12 protein-coding genes are annotated in these 17648 nt (G+C 67.5%); 3 read left to right on the forward strand and 9 right to left on the reverse strand.

The annotated features are described in order from the left end of the window. Both bcsD and HT578_RS07035 read left to right on the forward strand, forming a co-directional pair. The gene (gene bcsD, locus HT578_RS07030) at positions 1-462 is read left to right on the forward strand and encodes a cellulose biosynthesis protein BcsD (protein ID WP_039391301.1); all 462 of its coding nucleotides are present in this window, start codon (positions 1-3) and stop codon (positions 460-462) included. Beyond that, positions 452-1513 carry a family 8 glycosyl hydrolase gene (locus HT578_RS07035; RefSeq protein WP_213503133.1) on the forward strand — a complete coding sequence of 354 codons (1062 nt, stop codon included), beginning with the start codon at positions 452-454 and terminating at the stop codon, positions 1511-1513. The genes bcsD and HT578_RS07035 overlap by 11 nt, the downstream gene beginning before the upstream one ends. A 31-nt stretch (positions 1514-1544) precedes the next feature. Here the strand turns inward: HT578_RS07035 and HT578_RS07040 are convergent, their stop codons facing one another. The 5 genes from HT578_RS07040 to HT578_RS07060 all read right to left on the reverse strand — a co-directional run bounded on the left by HT578_RS07040 (position 1545) and on the right by HT578_RS07060 (position 7444). After that, complete coding sequence (locus tag HT578_RS07040; RefSeq protein WP_213503134.1) at positions 1545-2564, reverse strand: homoserine dehydrogenase; 1020 nt, start codon at positions 2562-2564, stop codon at positions 1545-1547. Next, complete coding sequence (locus HT578_RS07045) at positions 2554-2976, reverse strand: VOC family protein (protein WP_039391297.1); 423 nt, start codon at positions 2974-2976, stop codon at positions 2554-2556. The genes HT578_RS07040 and HT578_RS07045 overlap by 11 nt, the downstream gene beginning before the upstream one ends. A 208-nt stretch (positions 2977-3184) precedes the next feature. Next, positions 3185-4651 (reverse strand): efflux transporter outer membrane subunit, encoded by a 1467-nt coding sequence (locus HT578_RS07050; RefSeq protein ID WP_213503136.1) that lies wholly within the window; start codon positions 4649-4651, stop codon positions 3185-3187. Next, positions 4651-6225, reverse strand: a complete 1575-nt coding sequence (locus HT578_RS07055; RefSeq protein ID WP_213503138.1) for an MDR family MFS transporter — start codon at positions 6223-6225, stop codon at positions 4651-4653. Before HT578_RS07055 ends, HT578_RS07050 begins: the two co-directional genes overlap by 1 nt. 1 nt (position 6226) lies before the next feature. Then, a complete protein-coding gene (locus HT578_RS07060; RefSeq protein WP_213503140.1) occupies positions 6227-7444 on the reverse strand; it encodes an HlyD family secretion protein in 1218 nt (405 codons plus the stop codon). A 653-nt stretch (positions 7445-8097) separates the two neighbouring features. Between HT578_RS07060 and HT578_RS07065 the strand changes: the two genes are divergently transcribed. Further along, positions 8098-9708 carry an inorganic phosphate transporter gene (locus tag HT578_RS07065; RefSeq protein ID WP_213503142.1) on the forward strand — a complete coding sequence of 537 codons (1611 nt, stop codon included), beginning with the start codon at positions 8098-8100 and terminating at the stop codon, positions 9706-9708. A gap of 1 nt (position 9709) precedes the next feature. Here HT578_RS07065 and HT578_RS07070 read toward each other — a convergent pair whose 3' ends face one another. The 4 genes from HT578_RS07070 to HT578_RS07085 all read right to left on the reverse strand — a co-directional run bounded on the left by HT578_RS07070 (position 9710) and on the right by HT578_RS07085 (position 17647). Further along, positions 9710-11797, reverse strand: a complete 2088-nt coding sequence (locus tag HT578_RS07070; RefSeq protein ID WP_213503144.1) for an MGH1-like glycoside hydrolase domain-containing protein — start codon at positions 11795-11797, stop codon at positions 9710-9712. 179 nt (positions 11798-11976) lie between these two features. After that, a complete protein-coding gene (locus tag HT578_RS07075; RefSeq protein WP_213503146.1) occupies positions 11977-14841 on the reverse strand; it encodes a TonB-dependent receptor in 2865 nt (954 codons plus the stop codon). Between the two features lie 221 nt (positions 14842-15062). Next, positions 15063-16502 (reverse strand): glycoside hydrolase family 43 protein, encoded by a 1440-nt coding sequence (locus HT578_RS07080; protein ID WP_213503153.1) that lies wholly within the window; start codon positions 16500-16502, stop codon positions 15063-15065. A gap of 122 nt (positions 16503-16624) precedes the next feature. Beyond that, entirely contained in the window at positions 16625-17647 is a 1023-nt protein-coding gene (locus HT578_RS07085; RefSeq protein WP_213503155.1) for an arabinan endo-1,5-alpha-L-arabinosidase, read from the reverse strand. Position 17648 lies beyond the last annotated feature (1 nt).

The raw sequence follows: 17648 nt of genomic DNA on the forward strand, positions 1-17648 counted from the left end.
ATGAACTACCAGGCGTTTCCCTCCCGCAGCCGGTCCAGCGACGACACCGGGCTGGGCGGCCTTGCCCTGCTCGCGATCGCGAGCGCGACCGAGATCTGCGAGGCGGTGCCCGAGCTCCAGGCCCGCGGCTTCTTCGCCGCAATCGGCCGGCGCATGGCCGCGCTCGAAAGTCTCGATGATCTCTCCGATGCCGCCCTGCTCTCGATGCGCATCAACGATTTCTGGCGCGCGCTGGACTGGGGGGAAGCCAAGCTCGAACTGACCGACGAGGGAATTATCGTCCAGCACACCAATCTTCCGCGCGGCATCGCTCCCGATCCGCGCGGCCACTGGGCCACGATGCTCGCAGGCGTTCTCGAAGGCGCCTACGACAGCTGGTTCCGCACGCTGGGCAGCGGCCCGGCGCTCACCACCACTGCCGAATGGAAAGGGGATACGCTCGAGCTTCGCCATGGTCGATGATTACAGACGTATCGACAGGCGCACCTTCGCGATCGGCCTGATGGCCGCGCTTGCCGCCTGCAACAAGAGCCAGAAGAGCGAGGCCGCCATGCCCGGCATGCACACCGCGCCCCGTCCCACGCTTCCCGCCCCCAGCCCTGTCGCCACCTCGTTCTGGAACGCGTGGCGCACCCACTTCCTCGCGCCCGAGGGCCGCGTCGTGGACACCGGCAATGGCGACATCAGCCACAGCGAAGGCCAGAGCTACGGCCTGCTGCTGGCCTACCAGGCGGGCGAGCGCGACACCTTCACGCGCATCGCCGAATGGACCGAGGCCAACCTCGCGCGCCGCGACATGGCGCTCTACGGCTGGCGCTGGGAGCCCGCGGCGCGCGCGATGACCGACACCAACAACGCGACCGACGGCGATATCGTGATCGCCTGGGCGCTGGCGCTGGCTGGGGAGCGCTGGAACGAGCCGCGCTGGACCGAACGCGCCCGCGAGGTCCGCGCCGCGATCCGCAAGCACTGCGTCATCACGCGCTACAACCGCCAGCTGCTGATCCCGGGCCTGCAGGGCTTCGTCGAGGACGCAGGCGTCACGCTCAACCCCAGCTACTTCGTGTGGCCCGCGCTCGACCAGTTTGCCAAGGCCGACGGGATGGCGACCTGGGGCCGTGTGATCCGCGACAGCGAAGACCTCCTGCGCCTCTCGCGCTTCGGACGCCACGATCTTCCCTGCGACTGGATCCGGGTGACCGGCACGCGCAGCGTTGCCCCGGCCCCCGACAAGCCGCCGCGCTTTGGCTACGATGCGATCCGCGTCGCGCTGTGGGGCGCGCAGGGCAACCGCACCGATCTCACCGCGCCGGTTGCCAGCTACTGGCGCTCGTGCCTCGCCCAGCACCGCCCGATCCCGGCCTGGATCGACGTGGTGAGCGGCCAGGAAGCGGACTACGCCCTCTCCAACGGCGGCGCGGCAATTGCCGGGCGCCTTTTGGGGACGGCCTATCCCACCCAGCTCTCGAACGACTACTTCGCCGCCTCGCAGCAGATGCTCGCGCAGGTGTGAGGACATGCGCGCCGGGGCTGTGACCTTCGCGTCAGCCCCGGCGCGCCTGCGCCTCCAGCACCAGCTCGAAATCCTTGAGCGCGGCGCACGAGGTCGCGAGCGGCTCAGGCCCACCGCCCATTGTCAGGATCTCGCCCATGCAGTCGGTCTCGACACGCAGGGCCTTGGTCTTGCCGGGAATATGCGCAAAGGCATGGTCGAGCGGATAGGTCCGCACGTCGACCGAGGCGACCGGCGCGTCCCCTGTGCAGTCCAGCCGCCCGACAAGGCGCGGCACCTGCCCCTGCGCCTTCCAGAGCGCGACCCGCTCCGGCGTCACGTCGCCAATCCCGGACACCGCGACATCCTCCAGCGCCAGCCCGGCATCGAGCCCGAAATTGGCAAGGATGGTGAGCTTGCAGGCCGTATCCCAACCCTCGATGTCGCGGCTCGGATCGCGCTCGGCAAAGCCGCCCGCCTGCGCCTCGCCCAGAGCCTCGGCAAAAGTGCAGCCGCGCGCCATCATCGCGTTGAGAAGGAAGTTGGTGGTCGCGTTGAACACGCCCTCGAGCGCCAGCACTTTCGCCCCGCGCAGCCCCGTCTCGATCAGGTCGATGGTGGGAAGCGCGGCGGCCGTCGCCCCGCTGATGCGCAGCGCCGCGCCGCTCGCACGCGCCAGCTCGCGCAGCCGTGCGCCCGAATGGACAAGCGCGCCCTTGGAGACCACGACCGCGTCGCGCCCTGCCCCCAAATGCATCGTCAGGTAGCCCAGCGCAGGCCCACCGGTCGCAAAGTCGGTCGGCCCGGCCTCGATCAGCACATCGGGCGCGATTTCCGCGAGGAACTCAGGCCCCGTCCGCCCGTCCTCCAGCGCGATCCCGGACGCCTCAGCAAAGCCCTGCGCGCTCGCGGCCCCTGTTCGCGAACCACACACCGCCACGAGACGCACATCGCAGCCATGGACCTGCGCGTAGCGGGCGCGCCGCTCCAGCAGCGTCACGGCCACCTGCCGCCCGATATTGCCGTAGCCCGCAATCGCGACCGTGACGGGCCGCAGGGCCTCACTTGGCAAAGAGCTGCTCCATGTCGGCAAAGGCCTTGATCTCGATGGCGTTGCCCGCCGGATCGGCGAAGAACATCGTCGCCTGCTCGCCCGGCTCGCCCTTGAAACGGATGTAGGGCGCGATGATGAAGTCGATCCCCGCGGCCTCCAGCGTATCGGCCAGCGCCTGCCACTTGGCCATGGAAAGCACGATGCCGAAATGGCGCACCGGGACCCCGTGACCATCGACCGCGTTGGCTTTGACTGCGCCCGTCTCCTCAGGAGCCAAGTGCGCGACGATCTGGTGGCCGAAGAAGTCGAAGTCGACCCACTCGTCGCTCGAACGCCCCTCGTTGCAGCCCAGCACGCCCAGGTAGAAGGCGCGCGCGGCCTCCAAGTCATCGACCGGAAAGGCGAGGTGGAAAGGATGGGTGACGGCCATGGCAAGCTCCCGCTGGATTGTTGGTTCGGGTCTGGCCTCCCCTGTGCCGCAGGCATCAGGAAGGGGCAAGGAGAAGGAAAGGATTTGCCGAGGGCCATCGCCCTCGGGCTCCCCGAACTGTCCAGCTTACCTCCCGCGCGCCGCGCTGGCTGAGAGAAGTGAGGTTGCCCATTTTGGGGTCCAAGGGGCGATGGCCCCTTGAAAAATCCTATTCGCTCCAGCCCAGCCCCAGCGCCTTGTTCACCGCGATATAGTCGATGGTGAGCTGCGCCTTGGCCTGCGCGACGTTGGAGGCGGCGGTCAGCGCCTGGCGTTCGATATCGAGCTGGTCGATCAGCGAGCTGGTCCCCGCGGCAAAGCGCAGGCGGTTGAGGTGCGCAGCCCGCTCGGCGCTCTGCTGCGAGGCGACCAGCCGGGCCAGCTGGCGCCGGGTCGCACCGAAGCGGGCGAGGCTGTCCTCGGCGTCCTGCAGGCCTTCGAGCACGCTCTGGCGGTACTGCGCCTCGGCCTGGTCGGCCTGCGCACGGGCCTGGCGCACCTGCGCGCCCGTGCGCCCGAAGTCGAGGAGCGGCCAGCTGATCTGCGGCATGAGGAGGGCCGCAAGGTTGCCCGGATCGAGTACATCGCCCGGCTCGGTTCCGCCGATCCCTAGGATCCCCATGAACGAGATGCCGGGCAGGCGCTGCGCTTCCTTGACCCCGATCTGCGCGGTGCTGGCGGCCAGCGCGCGCTCGGCCGCGCGAATGTCCGGGCGGCGCGCAAGGAGCCCCGCCGGATCGCCCACCGCGACTTCGGCGGGCGGCAGGGGCAGCGCGCCTTCGGCCTCCAGTTCGCCATCGAGCGCGCCGGGTGCCTGTCCGGTCAGGACGGCAAGCGCATTCTTGTAGAGAAGAACCTGCGTATCCAGCGGCACCGTCTGCGCTTCGTTGGCGGCAAGCTCACCCTGCAGCCGCTCCACCTCGAGGTCGGACGCCGTGCCTGCGGCCAGCCGCTGGCGGGTGAGTTCGAGCGCACGGCGCTGCTTGGCGACCGCCTCGCGGGTAAGCGCCAGGCGCGCCTGCGCATCGCGCAGGTTCACGTAGGTCTGCGCAACCTGCGCGCTCAGCGACACCTGCGCATCGGCCAGTTCGGCGTAGCGCTGGCCGACCTGCGCGCGCGAGGCCTCGATCCCCCGGCGCCGCGCGCCCCACAGGTCCGGCTCCCACGAGACGTTGGCGCCCACGTTGTAGAAGTCGAGCGAGGAGCTGCCGCCTGAACTTTCGCCCTCCGCGCCGTCCTCACCCTCTCCACTTCCCCCGATGGCCGAGCCCGGCAGGCGCGCGTGGACGTACATCGCATTGGGCGACACGCTGGGCATGAGCCCGGCCTTGCCTTCGGCGAGGCTGCCTTGCGCCTCGGCGATGCGCGCTGCGGCCAGGTCCATCGTGGGGCTGTGTGCCAGCGCGTCGTCGATGAGCCGGGTGAGCAGCGGATCGCTGAGGCTCTCCCACCAGCGGGCGAGCTGCGGAGCCTCGGCGCGCACGCTGTCGTCCGCGCGCACAAAGGCCCCGCCATTGGTGCCGGGCGCGATCACCTCGGGCGGGCCTGCGTAGTCCGGGCCCATGGTGCAGGCAGTGGCGAGCGAGAGAATGGCGAGCGCGCCGACGGACGCGAGAGGGGGACGGGGGACAAACATCAGTGCATGGCTCCTGCGGAGGCATCCTTGGGCAGCGGCTTGAGCAGGAAGACCAGCGGAAACACCAGCACGGTCACCACGCTCATCGCGAAGAAGATATCGTTGTAGGTCATCGTCAGCGCCTGGCCCTGGATGGTCTGGCCGATGGCGCGAAGGCCCGCCTCGGGGCTGCCGAGCATCCGCCCCATGCTGGAGACGTAGTCCTGCACGGCCGGGTCATTGGCGTGCAGGCTCTCCTCGATCCGACGCGAATGCAGCCAGACGCGGTTCTGCTGGAGGATCGAGATACCCGCGAGCGCGAAACTGCCGCCCAGGTTACGCATCGCGTTGAACAGACCCGAAGCATCGCCCGCGTCCTCAGGGGGAACCGACTGGACGCAGGCCTGGCTCAGGAACAGCATCCCCAGGATCGTGCCGAGCCCGCGCATCAGCTGGGATTCGGTAAAGTCACCTCCCGTCGACTGGATCGTGAGGCTCGTCTCCAGGTAGGCCGAAAGCCCCATGATGAGCATTCCGAAGCCGACCGCGAGGCGGATGTCGACCTTGCGGATGAGGAAAGGCACGAAGGGCATCATCAGGATCGAGGGGATGCCCGAAAGCAGCACCACCTTGCCCGATTGCAGTGCGTTGTAGTCGGCAATCGCGGCGAGGAACTGCGGGATCGCGTAGGACGTGCCGTAGAGCACGACGCCCAGCGCAATGCCCATCGTCGCGACCGCCCCGAACTGGCGGTCGAGCAGCAGGCTGAGCTTGATCACGGGCCGCCGCGCGGTCGCCTGCCCCCAGAACAGGAAGCCGAAGCCGACCACGGTGACCAGCGCCATGTAGCGGATCAGCTCGGAGGCGAACCACTCCTCGCGCGCGCCTTCCTCCAGGAACACGGTGAGCCCTCCAAGGCCGAGCGCGAGCCCGGCGATGCCGAACCAGTCGGCCTCGCGGATGAGGTGGAGGCGCGACTTCTCGGCGGGCAACCCCACGAACAGGAGCGTGAGCAGGACCGCCGAAATCGGCACGTTGAGGAAGAAGGCGTAGTGCCAGGAGACACTCTCGGTCAGCCAACCACCCACAAGAGGGCCAAGCAGCGGGCCGAGGATCGCGACAATGCCAAAGGCCGCCGTGCCGATCGACTGCTGGTGGCGCGGCAGGCGCTGGGCAATGATCGTCTGCGCGGTCGGGATCAGCGCGCCGCCGGTAAAGCCTTGCCCCACGCGCCCGAAGACCATCATCGAAAGCGAGGTGGAAAGTCCGCAGATCACCGAGAAGATGGTGAAAAGCGTGACGGCGATCAGGAGAAACCTGCGCAGCCCCAGCATCCGCTCCAGCCAGGCCGAAAGCGGGATGATGACGATTTCCGCGACAAGGTAGGCCGTGGCGACCCAGGCCCCTTCAGTGCCGGTCGCGCCCAGCTCGCCCTGGATCGTGGGGAGCGCCGAGTTGACGATCGAGATGTCGAGCGTCGCCATGAGCGCGCCCATCGTGCCGGCCGCCACCGCCAGCCAGGCGCCCAGGTCCGCGTTGCGGCGCGGCTGTGCACCGCTGCCACCTGCGTTTGCATCAAGAGCCGCGCTCGCCATGTCAGCGCGTCCCGCGGGCCTTCGGCTGCGCGCGGCGGGCGACCTGTTCGTCGCTCGCCTCTTCGATCTGGTCCAGTTCGCCCTCGGCGCTGCGGGTGTCGACCGTGACTGTCACCGAGAGGCCGGGAACGAGCAGCTTGCGCGCGCTGGCGGGCGCCTCGATGGCGATGCGCACGGGCACGCGCTGAACGATCTTGGTGAAGTTGCCGGTCGCGTTCTCGGGCGGGAGCAGCGAGAACTGCGCGCCGGTGCCCGGCGAGACGCTGGCAACGCGCCCGTTGATCTCGGTGCCTTCCAGGGCGTCGACCGAGATGCGCGCGGGCTGGCCCGGACGCATGAGGGCGAGCTGCGTTTCCTTGAAGTTGGCCGTCACGTAAAGCTTGTCGAGCGGCACCACCGACATCAGCCGCGTGCCCGCCTGGACGAACTGGCCGGTGCGCACGGTGCGGTCACCGATCCGGCCCGCGATGGGCGCACGGATGAGCGTGGCTTTCAGATCCACGTCGGCGGCATCGAGCTGCGCCTGCGCGCCTTCGCCTTGCGCGCGGGCCTGCGCGACCTGGGTTTCAAGCGTCGCGATGCGGCGCTGCTGCGCGGTGAGCGCGGCTTCGAGCTGGCGCACCTGCTCGGCCGACTGGGTGGCGGCAAGTTTCAGCTGGTCGAGCGTCTCGCGCCGTTCCGCGCCCGAGGCGACGAGCGGGGCGTAACGGGCAACCTCGCCCGCATCGTGGCGGGCCTTGGCGCGCGCGGCGGCGAGCTGCGCGCGGGCCTGCGCGACGGCGGCCTGCTGCTCGGCAATTCCCGCACGCGCGTTTTCGACCGAAGCCTCGGCCTGCGCGATCTGGGCGCGGGCCTGCGCCGCGCGGGCATCATAGTCGCTCGCATCAATGCGCACGAGCGGGGCGTCCTTGGCCACGTCCTGGTTGTCCTCGACGAGGACCTCGGAGACATAGCCGCTGACCTTGGGAGCGATCGCCACCATGTCGACGTCGATCTGCGCGTCGTTGGTTTCCTGGAAGTACTGCCCGTAGGTTTCGTAGCGCATGAACCAGAGCCCGCCGCCGATCGCGATCAGGATCGCCGCGATGAGGAGGTTGCGCTTGGTCTTGCCGCTCAGACCCTTGCGGCCCGTGTCCTTGGCCTCATCCCCGGCCCCATCCCCGACATCGCTGTTGCCTGCCGCCTGTTCGGATGCGTTCGCGGCGCTTTCACTCACCATTGCCAGTCTCAACTCCGTGTTGCGGGCGCAGGTGCGCCGCGCGTTGCAGGCCCTTCACGAAACCGCCCTCGCGATGGAGGACGCGGCCCACGCAGGTCCCGCGATTATCTTTTGCCTTGCCGCGAAAAGAGGCGCAAAATCGCATCAGAAAGAACAAGAACCGGGAGAGGTTCCCATGGAACGGTACGATCCTGCGATCAGCCGGTGTCCCTTCATGCTGCTGTGCGGCGCAAGTGCCAGTGCCTTGCTGGTGTTTGTCGGCGCCCTCCACGTGCTGGGCTGAACGGTTGCGGCGTGGCCGGACGGCCCGCCCAAGGCGAACGGCAAGTCATCGCCAATCAGTGACTTGCCCGTATCGGCATACGATTGCGTCCCTGTGAAGGCGCAAGGCCCGAACGCGTGCCCCGCCGATATACTTAGCTAGGTTATCTTGCAAGGGGCGTGAACGGATCGGCCGCCTGGCCCCGCTTTGCCGCGCCTGCGAAGGCGGCCCCGGAGCTGTACGAGCCCCGGATCGCCGCGTTGCGCTCCACTCCGATCCCTCCGAGTCGCGCCCTGCCTGGCGCAGCACGCTCGCCACACGACGGTCATCTACCCCGGTTAAGTCCCTATGGTTGAACCCTGATAACGACCACGGACCGCCCGCGCACACGATGGCCACGCTCAATTCCCCCCTGCCCGATCTCACCGCGTCCGGTTCCCGGCCCCGGCTTGCCCTGCCCAACATCGGCTTTGCCCTGCTGCTGGCGCTGAGCGGGGGCGCGTTCCTTGTCTGGGGGGCGGGCTACATCGGTTCAGGCAGCCTGCTGATCTTCGTTCTGGCGACCTTGTTCGGGCTGTTCATGGCCTTCAACATCGGCGGCAACGACGTGGCCAACTCGTTCGGCACCAGCGTGGGCGCGGGCACCCTCACCATCGGGCAGGCGCTGGGGGTTGCCGCGATCTTCGAGGTCAGCGGCGCGGTCATCGCAGGCGGCGATGTCACCGACACGATCCGCAGCGGCATCGTCGATCTCGGCGCCCTTGCGGTCAGCCCGCTCCAGTTCATCCGGGTGATGATGGCCGCGCTCGTCGCCGCCGCGTTCTGGCTGCTGTTCGCCAGCCGCCGGGGCTGGCCGGTCTCGACCACCCATTCGATCATCGGGGGCATCGTCGGCGCCTCGGTGGTGCTGGGCGTGAGCCTGGGGGGCACATCCTCTGCCCTCGCCCTCGTGCAGTGGGACGAGATCGCGCGCATCGCGCTTTCCTGGGTGATCTCGCCGCTGCTGGGCGGGCTGGTTTCCTATGGCCTGTTCCGCCTCATCAAGCACCATGTCCTGTTCTACAACGAGCGCGCCGAGGCGCGCGTGCGCGCCATCCGCGCCGAACAGAAGGCGCTGCGCCGCGACCACCGCAGCGCGTTTGAAAGCCTGACCGAACTCCAGCAGGTCAACTACAACACGATGCTGGTGCGCGACATGGACGTGCTGCGCAGCGAGGACTTTCACCCTGAGGAACTGGAGACCGACTACTACCGCAAGTGGTACGCCATCGAGCGCCAGCGCGACGAGGTGGAGACCCACCATGCGCTCCAGCTCTGGGTGCCGCTGGTCGCGGCGCTGGGCGCGGCGGTCATTTCCGCGATGCTGCTCTTCAAGGGCCTCAAGCACATGGAGCTGGGCCTTGCGACGCTGACCAACTACCTCATCATGGCGATGGTCGCCGCCATTGCCTGGGCGACGACCTTCCTTTTCGTGCGCACCTTGCGCCAGGCCCCGCTCGAGCGCGCGACCTTCCTCCTCTTCAGCTGGATGCAGGTCTTCACCGCCTGCGGCTTTGCCTTCAGCCACGGCGCCAACGACATCGCCAACGCGGTCGGGCCCTTTGCCGCGATCCTCGACGTGCTGCGCACCGGCGTCATCACCTCCTCGGCCGCGGTGCCGCCGATGGTGATGATCTCGTTCGGCATCACGCTTGTCGTGGGGCTGTGGTTCATCGGCAAGGAGGTCATCGCGACCGTGGGCCATGGCCTCACCGCAATGCACCCGGCCTCGGGCTTCTGCGCCGAGCTGGGCGCGGCCTGCGTGGTCATGCTCGCCTCGAGCCTGGGCATCCCGGTCTCCAGCACGCACATCCTGATCGGCGCGGTGCTGGGCATCGGCATCGTCAACCGCCAGACCAACTGGGGCCTGATGAAGCCCATCGCGCTGGCCTGGGTGGTGACGCTGCCCGCCGCCGGGATCATCGCGGCGGCGGCCTTCCTCGTCTCGGGGTACCTGTTCTAGGTCAGCTGTCCGAGAGCGCCTTCAGCTCGGCAATACGGATCGCCTTGCCCTGCGTGGGTGTCATCACCGCGCGCACCTTGGTCAGCGGGCGTGCGGTGAAGGTGAGCGTGGTCACGCCATTGGCGAGCGGCGTTGCCGAGCCGAGATCGCGCCAGGCGCCGTCCTGCCAGCCCTCGAGTGTAACCTTGCCCGGCGCACGGATGTCCGCGCCGTTGTCGAAGAAGGCGAGCTTCACCGAAGAGACCGGCTGGGGCGCGCCAAAGTCGACCGCGTACCACTGCGACGCCGTTCCCGCCCCGGAGGTCCAGCCGTTGGGAAGCTCAGGGTAGAACCAGAGGCGACCGTCGATCCCGTCGTGCAGGTTCTCCGCCTCGGCCCCGCTCGACGCGCTCGCCTTGGGGAAGTCGCCGCGCACCAGTTGCACCGCGTGGTTGGTCTCACGCACGATGGGCGCAGGCGCCTTGCGGGCGAGCGGCACCTCGATCCGGCCCAGATCCGCGCGGTGGGCCAGCACCTTGCCATCGGCCGCGACGGTCAGCCCCGCGCCCTTGCCATAGTGCGATCCATCCGCGTCCCAGGTCACCGAGATCATATGGCCGTGGTAGGGCACGCGCTCGACATGGAACCAGGGCAAGGCCTCGGGATCGCCCGCCTGGGGCAGCAGCGGGTTCACCTCCAGCACGTCATCGGCGCGCGGGCGGATGCCGACAAGCCCGGTCAGGATCAGATCGTTGTAGCCCGAGTGGAAATAGTGGTGGCTGCGGTCGAGCCCGACGATGGGCTTGCCCGTCGCAGGATCGTAGTCCTCCTCCAGATCCAGTTTGTCGCCCTGGAAATGGAGCTGCGTGTACTGGCGCAGGAGGCGCATGTAGGTGCTGCGCGTGACCGGACCCGTCTCCTCGTAGTGGTCGAGGAGATTGGCCATGCCGGTCAGCACCTGCGTCGTCTGGTAAGGCCAGATCGGCCCGTTCCACTGGCACTCACGCGCATCGCCCAGATAGCGGTACTGGCGCATGTAGTATTCGTAGGACTGTTCGACCGTGCGCATCCCGGCCTCACCTGCCAGCATCTGGGGATCGAGGAGGTGCGCCCAGGCCTGCGCGTACTTGGCCTCGTCGGGCACGGCATCGAACATCCAGGGCAGGAAGCCGACCAGCTCGCGCGCGCGGATGAAGTCCCAGTAGGAGACGTGTTCGTTGTGGGTGCGGTAGCGGTCGGTGAAGTGCGCCAGCTGCGGGTTCCACAGGTCCGCCACCATGCGATCCTGCAGCGCCCTGGCCTTGCCTTCGAACTCGTCGGCCAGCGCTGTGTCGCCGGTCATCTCCGCGATGCGCGCAATCGCGCGGGCGTTGGCGATCATGTAGCTGTTGACCGAGGGACGGAACGCATGTCCGCCGCCAAAGCCGTCCTTGCCGCCCGAGGCGTCGATGGAGGAGACGGTGTACTCGGTCGCATCGAGCAGCGGTTCGACCCAGTAGAGCCCCTTGGACCAGTCCATGTGGTCTTCCCAGAGGCCGTAGATATGGCGCATCACCTTGAGGTGGCGGGTCACCGCCGCGCGGTCACCATCGACGAGGTAGCGCCCCCAGGTCGAATCCGCCATGTGGTCGGTGAAGTGGCGGTCGTTGCCGCCCTCGTACATGAAGTCGATGTAATCGCTGACAAAGCGCCGGTCGTTGAGCCAGCGCCCCTCGGCGATGTGAAAGCCGCTCGCATCGTTGAGGCTGGCGTAGGGCTCACGCTGCCAGCCCACATCGTCGGCGAACTCGGTGGTGATGAAGCCCTTTGCGCCCAGGTCGCGCTGGTGCGCGCGGTAGATCGACCAGCGGTAGTACCAGACCGCGTCGATCTTGGGGTCCGCGCTCTCGAAGAAGGGGATGCGATCCTCGTACCAGGGCGCATCGTTGCCGAAGCGCGCGCGGGCGATCGCCCTGGTGTCGAGCACGGGGACGGCGGAGGGCGCGACGGAGGCTGCCGCCATCATCGGAGCCATCACCGGAGCGGCAGGCGGGGCCGCACCCGCCAGCAGCGTTGCCGTTCCGGCCAGCAGCGCGCTGGTCCCAAGTACCCGTGCCGTTCGTGCGATCATGCTCTGTGCCCCGTCGTCTAGAAGGAATGGTCCCTTGAAAAGGAAAAGGCGACCGTCCCCCCGGGGCGTCGGGAGAGGAGAATGTGCCCCGGGAAAACGGTCGCCTCATGCCGATCCCGGCCCCTCTCCCCTTCGCAGAATGGCAAAAGCGAGGGGCAGGTCCGGGATCGCCAAAGTGCTTACTGGAAGGTGAAGCGTGCGCCGATGGCGAAGGTGCGCGGAACCAGGGTCGTGCCCAGGTTCATCGTCTCCGCGCCGCCGGCCGCGCCGTACTTGTAGAAGCTCTGCTGGTTTTCCTTGGTGAGGTTGCGCGCATCGAAGGTCAGCGCGATGTCGTCCGTCACGTTGGCGGTCAGCTGGAAGTCCATGTAGCCCGAGGACTTGTACCACACGCCAATCGGGTTGGCGAAGAGACGCGCCTCGTTGTTGTGCAGGAAGCCCTTGCGCCACACGTACGACAGACGTGCGCCGATGGGACCGCGCTGGTAGGCGAGCGTCGCGTTGTACGAGAGCTTCGAGACGTTGAAGAAGTCCGACTGCGTGTAGCCCACGACTTCGCCCAGCTGGTTGGTCTCGGGGATCGACTGGTTGGAGTCGAGCACCGTCAGGCTGCCCTGGAAGCCCAGGCCATCCAGAACGCTGGGCAGGTAGGTCGGGAAGTAGGTCAGGCCCACTTCGACGCCCTTGAGCACGCCGTCCGAGGCGTTGGCCGGGCGGGTGATCGTGAAGTAGTCGGTCGCGCCTGCCTCGATGTCGTTGTTCGGGATGTACTCGTAGCTCGAAATCGGCACGACAAGCCCTGAGATCTCGCGGCGGAAGCCGGTGACCGTGATCGCGCTGTTGGGCTCGAAGTACCACTCGATGGCGACGTCGATGTTCTTCGAATGCGTCGGGTTGAGCGTGGCCGTACCGGCCGAACCGCTGCCGTAGCCCACGTTGGTGAGGTCACCCGTCAGCTGGTAGGTCGGGTTGACGTCGGTGAAGTTGGGGCGGCGCAGGGTCTCACCGTAGTTGAAGCGCAGGCGCAGATCGCGGGTGATCTCGTAGCGCGCGGTGAAGCTGGGCAGGAACTTGGCCGACCCGCGCGAAACCGAGCTGCGCGCGAAGTTGTCGAGGCGGTCGTAGAAGTCGTAATCGGTGTCGATGTTGACGTAGCGCACGCCCGCCTGGAGATCGAGCGGATTGCCGAAGATCGAGATCTGCGCGTCGGCCATCACGTAGCCCGACATCGTGGTTTCCTCGATGCCGAAGGTCTGGCCCAGCGAAAGCTGGTCGCTGGTGGGACGGCCATAGAGCCCGCGCACCATGTCCGCGTTGTCGTAGAGCCAGTTGCCGTCGATGTTGACCCAGCTGCGCGGCAGGTCGCCCTCACCCTTGAAGAAGCCCGAGTTGGTGAACAGGGCCTCTTCGGGCAGGTCGGTCAGGTTGCCACCCAGCGCCACGGCATCGCCGGTGCGGATGTAGCTGGCCGCCTTGCGACGGTCGACACGAAGGCCCGCGGCGACGCGGCGCAGGAAGCCCTCGTAGAAGCCGTAGTAGCCATCGAGCTTGCCGGTGAGCGCGCTGCCCTTGTCCTTGTTGGCGTTGTCGTACAGCTCGCCCACGGCCCAGGTCGAGGGCTGCGTCAGCAGGCTGTCGTCCGAGAAGTGGTAGGAAGGAATGCCGCCGCCCGCGTTGAAGTCGGCAGTGATCTCGTCGGCCACGCGGCTCGTGCGCATCGCGATGAACGAGCTTTCGAACGTGCTGGTCTGGTAGGCGAGGTCGCTGGTGATCTTGCCATCGCCGTCGCCGACTTCCCACGCTCCGTTGAGGTGGTAGACGTAGCTGTCGGTCTTCGACTTGTTGAGGTCAGCCGAATTGAAGCCGTAGACATCGCCCACGGTGCGCGACTTGACGATGTTGGTGCCATCGTAAAGCTCGACCGCGCCGGGGTTGCCCCACCAGTCGACGAAGCTGAACTGCAGGCTGTTGAAGGTCTCGGAGCGGTAGCCCGTATAGAACATCTCGGCGGTGTAGACCGAGCTGGAATTGGGCGCCCACTGCAGCGCGGCGTTGAACGCGGGGCGCTCACGCTTGCCGTAGAGGTCCGAGGAGAACACCGCGTCGCGCGACAGGACATAGGGCACGTCCTGGCCGTTGATGTTGAGCGTGGCGCCCGGATCGGTGGAGAGACCGGCGTTGAGACCCGGCTGCCAGATGTTGCCGTCGGGATTGCCCGCGGTCACGCTGCGGCAGTCGCTGGGCTGGATACGCTCGTAGGGGACCCAGGCCGCACCACCCGCGCAGGCGCCCGGCGCCGAGCTGACGGTGGGCAGGTTGCTGTCGGTGAGGAAGGGCACGAGCGCGCCCGCGGTCGCGCTTTCGGTGCGGTACTTGGCGCGGATGTAGCTGGCGTTCACAAGGACACCGATGCGCCCGATGCCCGTGTCCCAGCTGTCCGCGACCAGCAGCGCGCCGCTCGGATTGAAGGTGTCGGCGATCTCGTCGTAGGTGCCGCGCGCCTGGCCCGACACGGCAAAGCCGCTGAAGTCGAAGGGACGACGGGTCTTGACGTCGATCTGGCCGGCAAGGCCGGTTTCGAGCTGGTCGGCCGAGCGGGTCTTGAAGACGTTGACCTGCTTCACAAGGTTCGCCGGGATGTCCTGGAGCGAGAAGCTCTGGCCCGATGCGGTGAAGACGTTGATGCCGTTCAGCGTGGTGACGGGGTCGTTCAACCCGCGAATGGTGACGGTCTGCGCCTCGCCGCTCGCGCGGTCGGTGATCTGGATGCCGGTGACGCGCTGGAGCGCCTCGACGACGTTGTTGTCGGGCAGCTTGCCGACGTCTTCCGACACGATCGAATCGACGATCTGGACGTTGTTCTTGCGCACGTTGAGCGCGCCCAGGATCGAGGCGCGCACGCCCGTGACGATGATTTCCTCGGCGCTGGGGTCGCTGGCTCCATCGGCCTGCGGGGCGGGGGCGGCCTCCTGCGCGTTCGCCACGCCGGCGATGCCCAGGGCCAGAACAGAAGCTGTGCAGAATGCGAATGGCCGGAATGCCATGATCAACCCTCCCAATTTTAAGCGCGCAGCGGTTCCTGCGCCGTGTTCGTGGGGGCCTGATTATTTGTCGGAGTTATTTTGTGCAAGCGAAAAGTGCAAGCCTGCCTTACAATTCAGCAACTCGTAAGGGAGCGTGGCATCTTCGCATCACTGCGCGCCACACGCCCTCACAAAACCGCGCAAATCCGCGACATTATTGTCCGAGTTTTAGAACGAATGTATCAGTCCACGGTCCACAGCGTGCGCGGGTCCGAGAGCGGTGCCAGGGCGACCTTGCCGTCGATTGCGGCAAGCCCCTTTCCGGCCTGCGCCACCGACTCGAAGCGCACCTTGCCTTCCCCCTCCACCTTGCGGCGGAAGCGGTCGGCCCCGTCCTGCGCGCCGCCTTCGGCGCGCGGCGCCAGCGTGCAGGCGCCATCCCCGCCCACGGTGAGGCACATCTCGCGCAGCAGGATCGGGGAGAGCTGGACGGTCCCATCCTTGACGGGAAGCGAACGGATCTGGGTCTGGGGCAGCGCCGGGGCCCCGATCACCAGCGCCTCGTCCTCGTGCGCCAGGAACGCGCCCTCACTGGCCGCGCTGAGGAAACGCTCGGGCAGCGGACCATTGCCCACCGGCACGCCGAAATCGGGCGCGCCCTTTTCATCGAAGTAGACGCGCTGGACGCGGGTGTGGCGGTCCGGGTTGAACAGCGGATCGCCCTCGATCTCCTTGTAATCGCGGCCATGGTAGACGAGCATCGGCCGCCCCTGCTCGTCGACCGTGAAGTCGTTGTGGCCCGGGCCATAGACCGAGGTCGCGACGCTGGTCTGGAAGACCGGCTCGGGCGACTTGGTCCAGTTCTCGGCGACAAGGAGATCGGCCTCGGCGTCGATGGAGAGCATGCCCAGGCAGTAACGGTCGTCGGTCGCGCTGGCCGAGTAGGTCATGTAGAGCTTGCCCGCGTTTTCCAGCACGGCGGCGCCTTCGTTGACCTTGAAGCCCCGGATTTCCCAGTCGTAGGTCGGGACCGAAAGGCGGGTCGCCGGGCCGACCGTCAGCGGGCCGGTCATCTTCGCGATGTAGAGGTTGGAATTGGTCTCGATGCCCGGCTCGCGCTGGGCCCAGGTGAAGTAGCGCTCACCCCGGTGGACGAAGACTTTGGAATCAAGGTTGAAGCTGTCCCAGGGCGCCTTGAACTCGCCCTTCACCGACCACGTGCCCGTCATCGGGTCCTCACCCGCGCATTCCACCGCATACGTGCGGATGCGGAAGACGTCCTCGCCCCCGCCCGAGGGGCCCGCGGCGAAGTAGACGTACCAGCGCCCGTCGATCTGGTGCATTTCGGGCGCCCAGATGAAGCCGGAGAGCGGGCCCTCCTCCTCGTGGCGCCACAGCACGCGCTCCTCTGCGTCGGTGAGGCCCGCCAGCGTCTTGGCGCGGCGCAGGACCAGACGGTCATACTCGGGCACCGAGCCCATCATGTAATAGTAGCCGTCGGTGTGGAGGAAGACCTGCGCGTCGGCGCGGTTCTTGACCAGCGGGTTGACCGGAACGGCGGGCGTGGCGGCGCCATCGGCGTCTTCACCGTCGGCAAGGACCGTGCGGCCCGCCTCGCTGCAGGCGATGGGAAGAAGCGCTGCGCCAAGGGCAAAGGTGCGGCGCGAAAGGGAAAACGGCATAAGTCCTCTCCGGTCTCTGGTCGGGCGCGAGGGACCTCTCTTGCGGAGGCCGGATCGCGGCAAAAGCGTCAAAAAAACGGCCCCCCGCCCCGGCGTGGATGCGGGGGGCCAGTTGGTGGTGTTCAGTACTGCGCCACCGGCCAGCCGTCCGCGTCCCAGGTCAGGGGCGCGATGCGCAGCGTGGGCGCGCCGTTCGCCTCGCGGTCGTAGGCATGGTAGACGAGGTAGGTGGTGCCATCGGTGTCGGTGAAGGCGCCGACGTGGCCGGGGCCGCGGAAGCGCTCCTTCTCTTCCAGGTCCGCGCGCAGCAGGATCGTGCCGCCGCCCTCCATCAGCTTCGAGCCGTCCTTGCCGAGATAGGGCCCCTTCACGTCGCGCGACCGGCCCATCACGGTGTAGTAGGTGGAGTTCACGCCCTTGCAGCAATAGTCGTAGCTGACGAGGAGGTAGTACCAGCCGCCGTGGTTGAGGATGAACGGCGCCTCGACCGGCGCGGGCGCTCCGGCCGGGGCCGGACGGCGCGCGATGGAAACAGGCCGGGTGCCTGCATCGACCTTGCCGGTCTCAGGGTTCACGGCGAAGAGCTTGATACCCGTCCAGAAGCTGCCGAGCGAGAGCCACTGCCCGCCCTTTTCATCGATCACCAGGTTGGGGTCGATGGCGTTGAAATCGTCGGCGTGGGTCGACTGGACGACAAGGCCCTTGTCGCTCCAGCCATAGTCCTTCGAGGTCGGGTCCAGCGTCTTGGCGGTCGCAAGGCCGATCGCCGAACGGTTCGAGCCGAAGGTCGAGACCGAGTAGTAGAGGCGGTATTCGCCATTCACGCGCTGAATGTCAGGCGCCCAGATCCCCTCGGTGCCCGGTACGGCCTTCGTCGCCCACTCGGGAAGCTCAGCGAAGACCGAACCGGCCTCCTGCCAATGGACGAGGTCGTGCGAGGTCTTGATGCCGATGTAGCGGCCTATCGTGTTGAAAACGTAGTAGGTGTCGCCCTCACGGATCAGGACGGGATCGTGCGTGGGGGCGAGCGCGCCCGTCAGCCGGTCGTTCAGGACCGGAGCGTCGGCCTCCGGCGCCTTGGCCGAAACGCCCATCGCAAGCGCCAGCGCGCCCAGGGCCAGAAAGCGGGAGAATGTGCGGACCATC

Origin of the sequence: Novosphingobium decolorationis (genome assembly GCF_018417475.1) — a bacterium.
Classification (GTDB): Bacteria; Pseudomonadota; Alphaproteobacteria; order Sphingomonadales; family Sphingomonadaceae; genus Novosphingobium; species Novosphingobium decolorationis.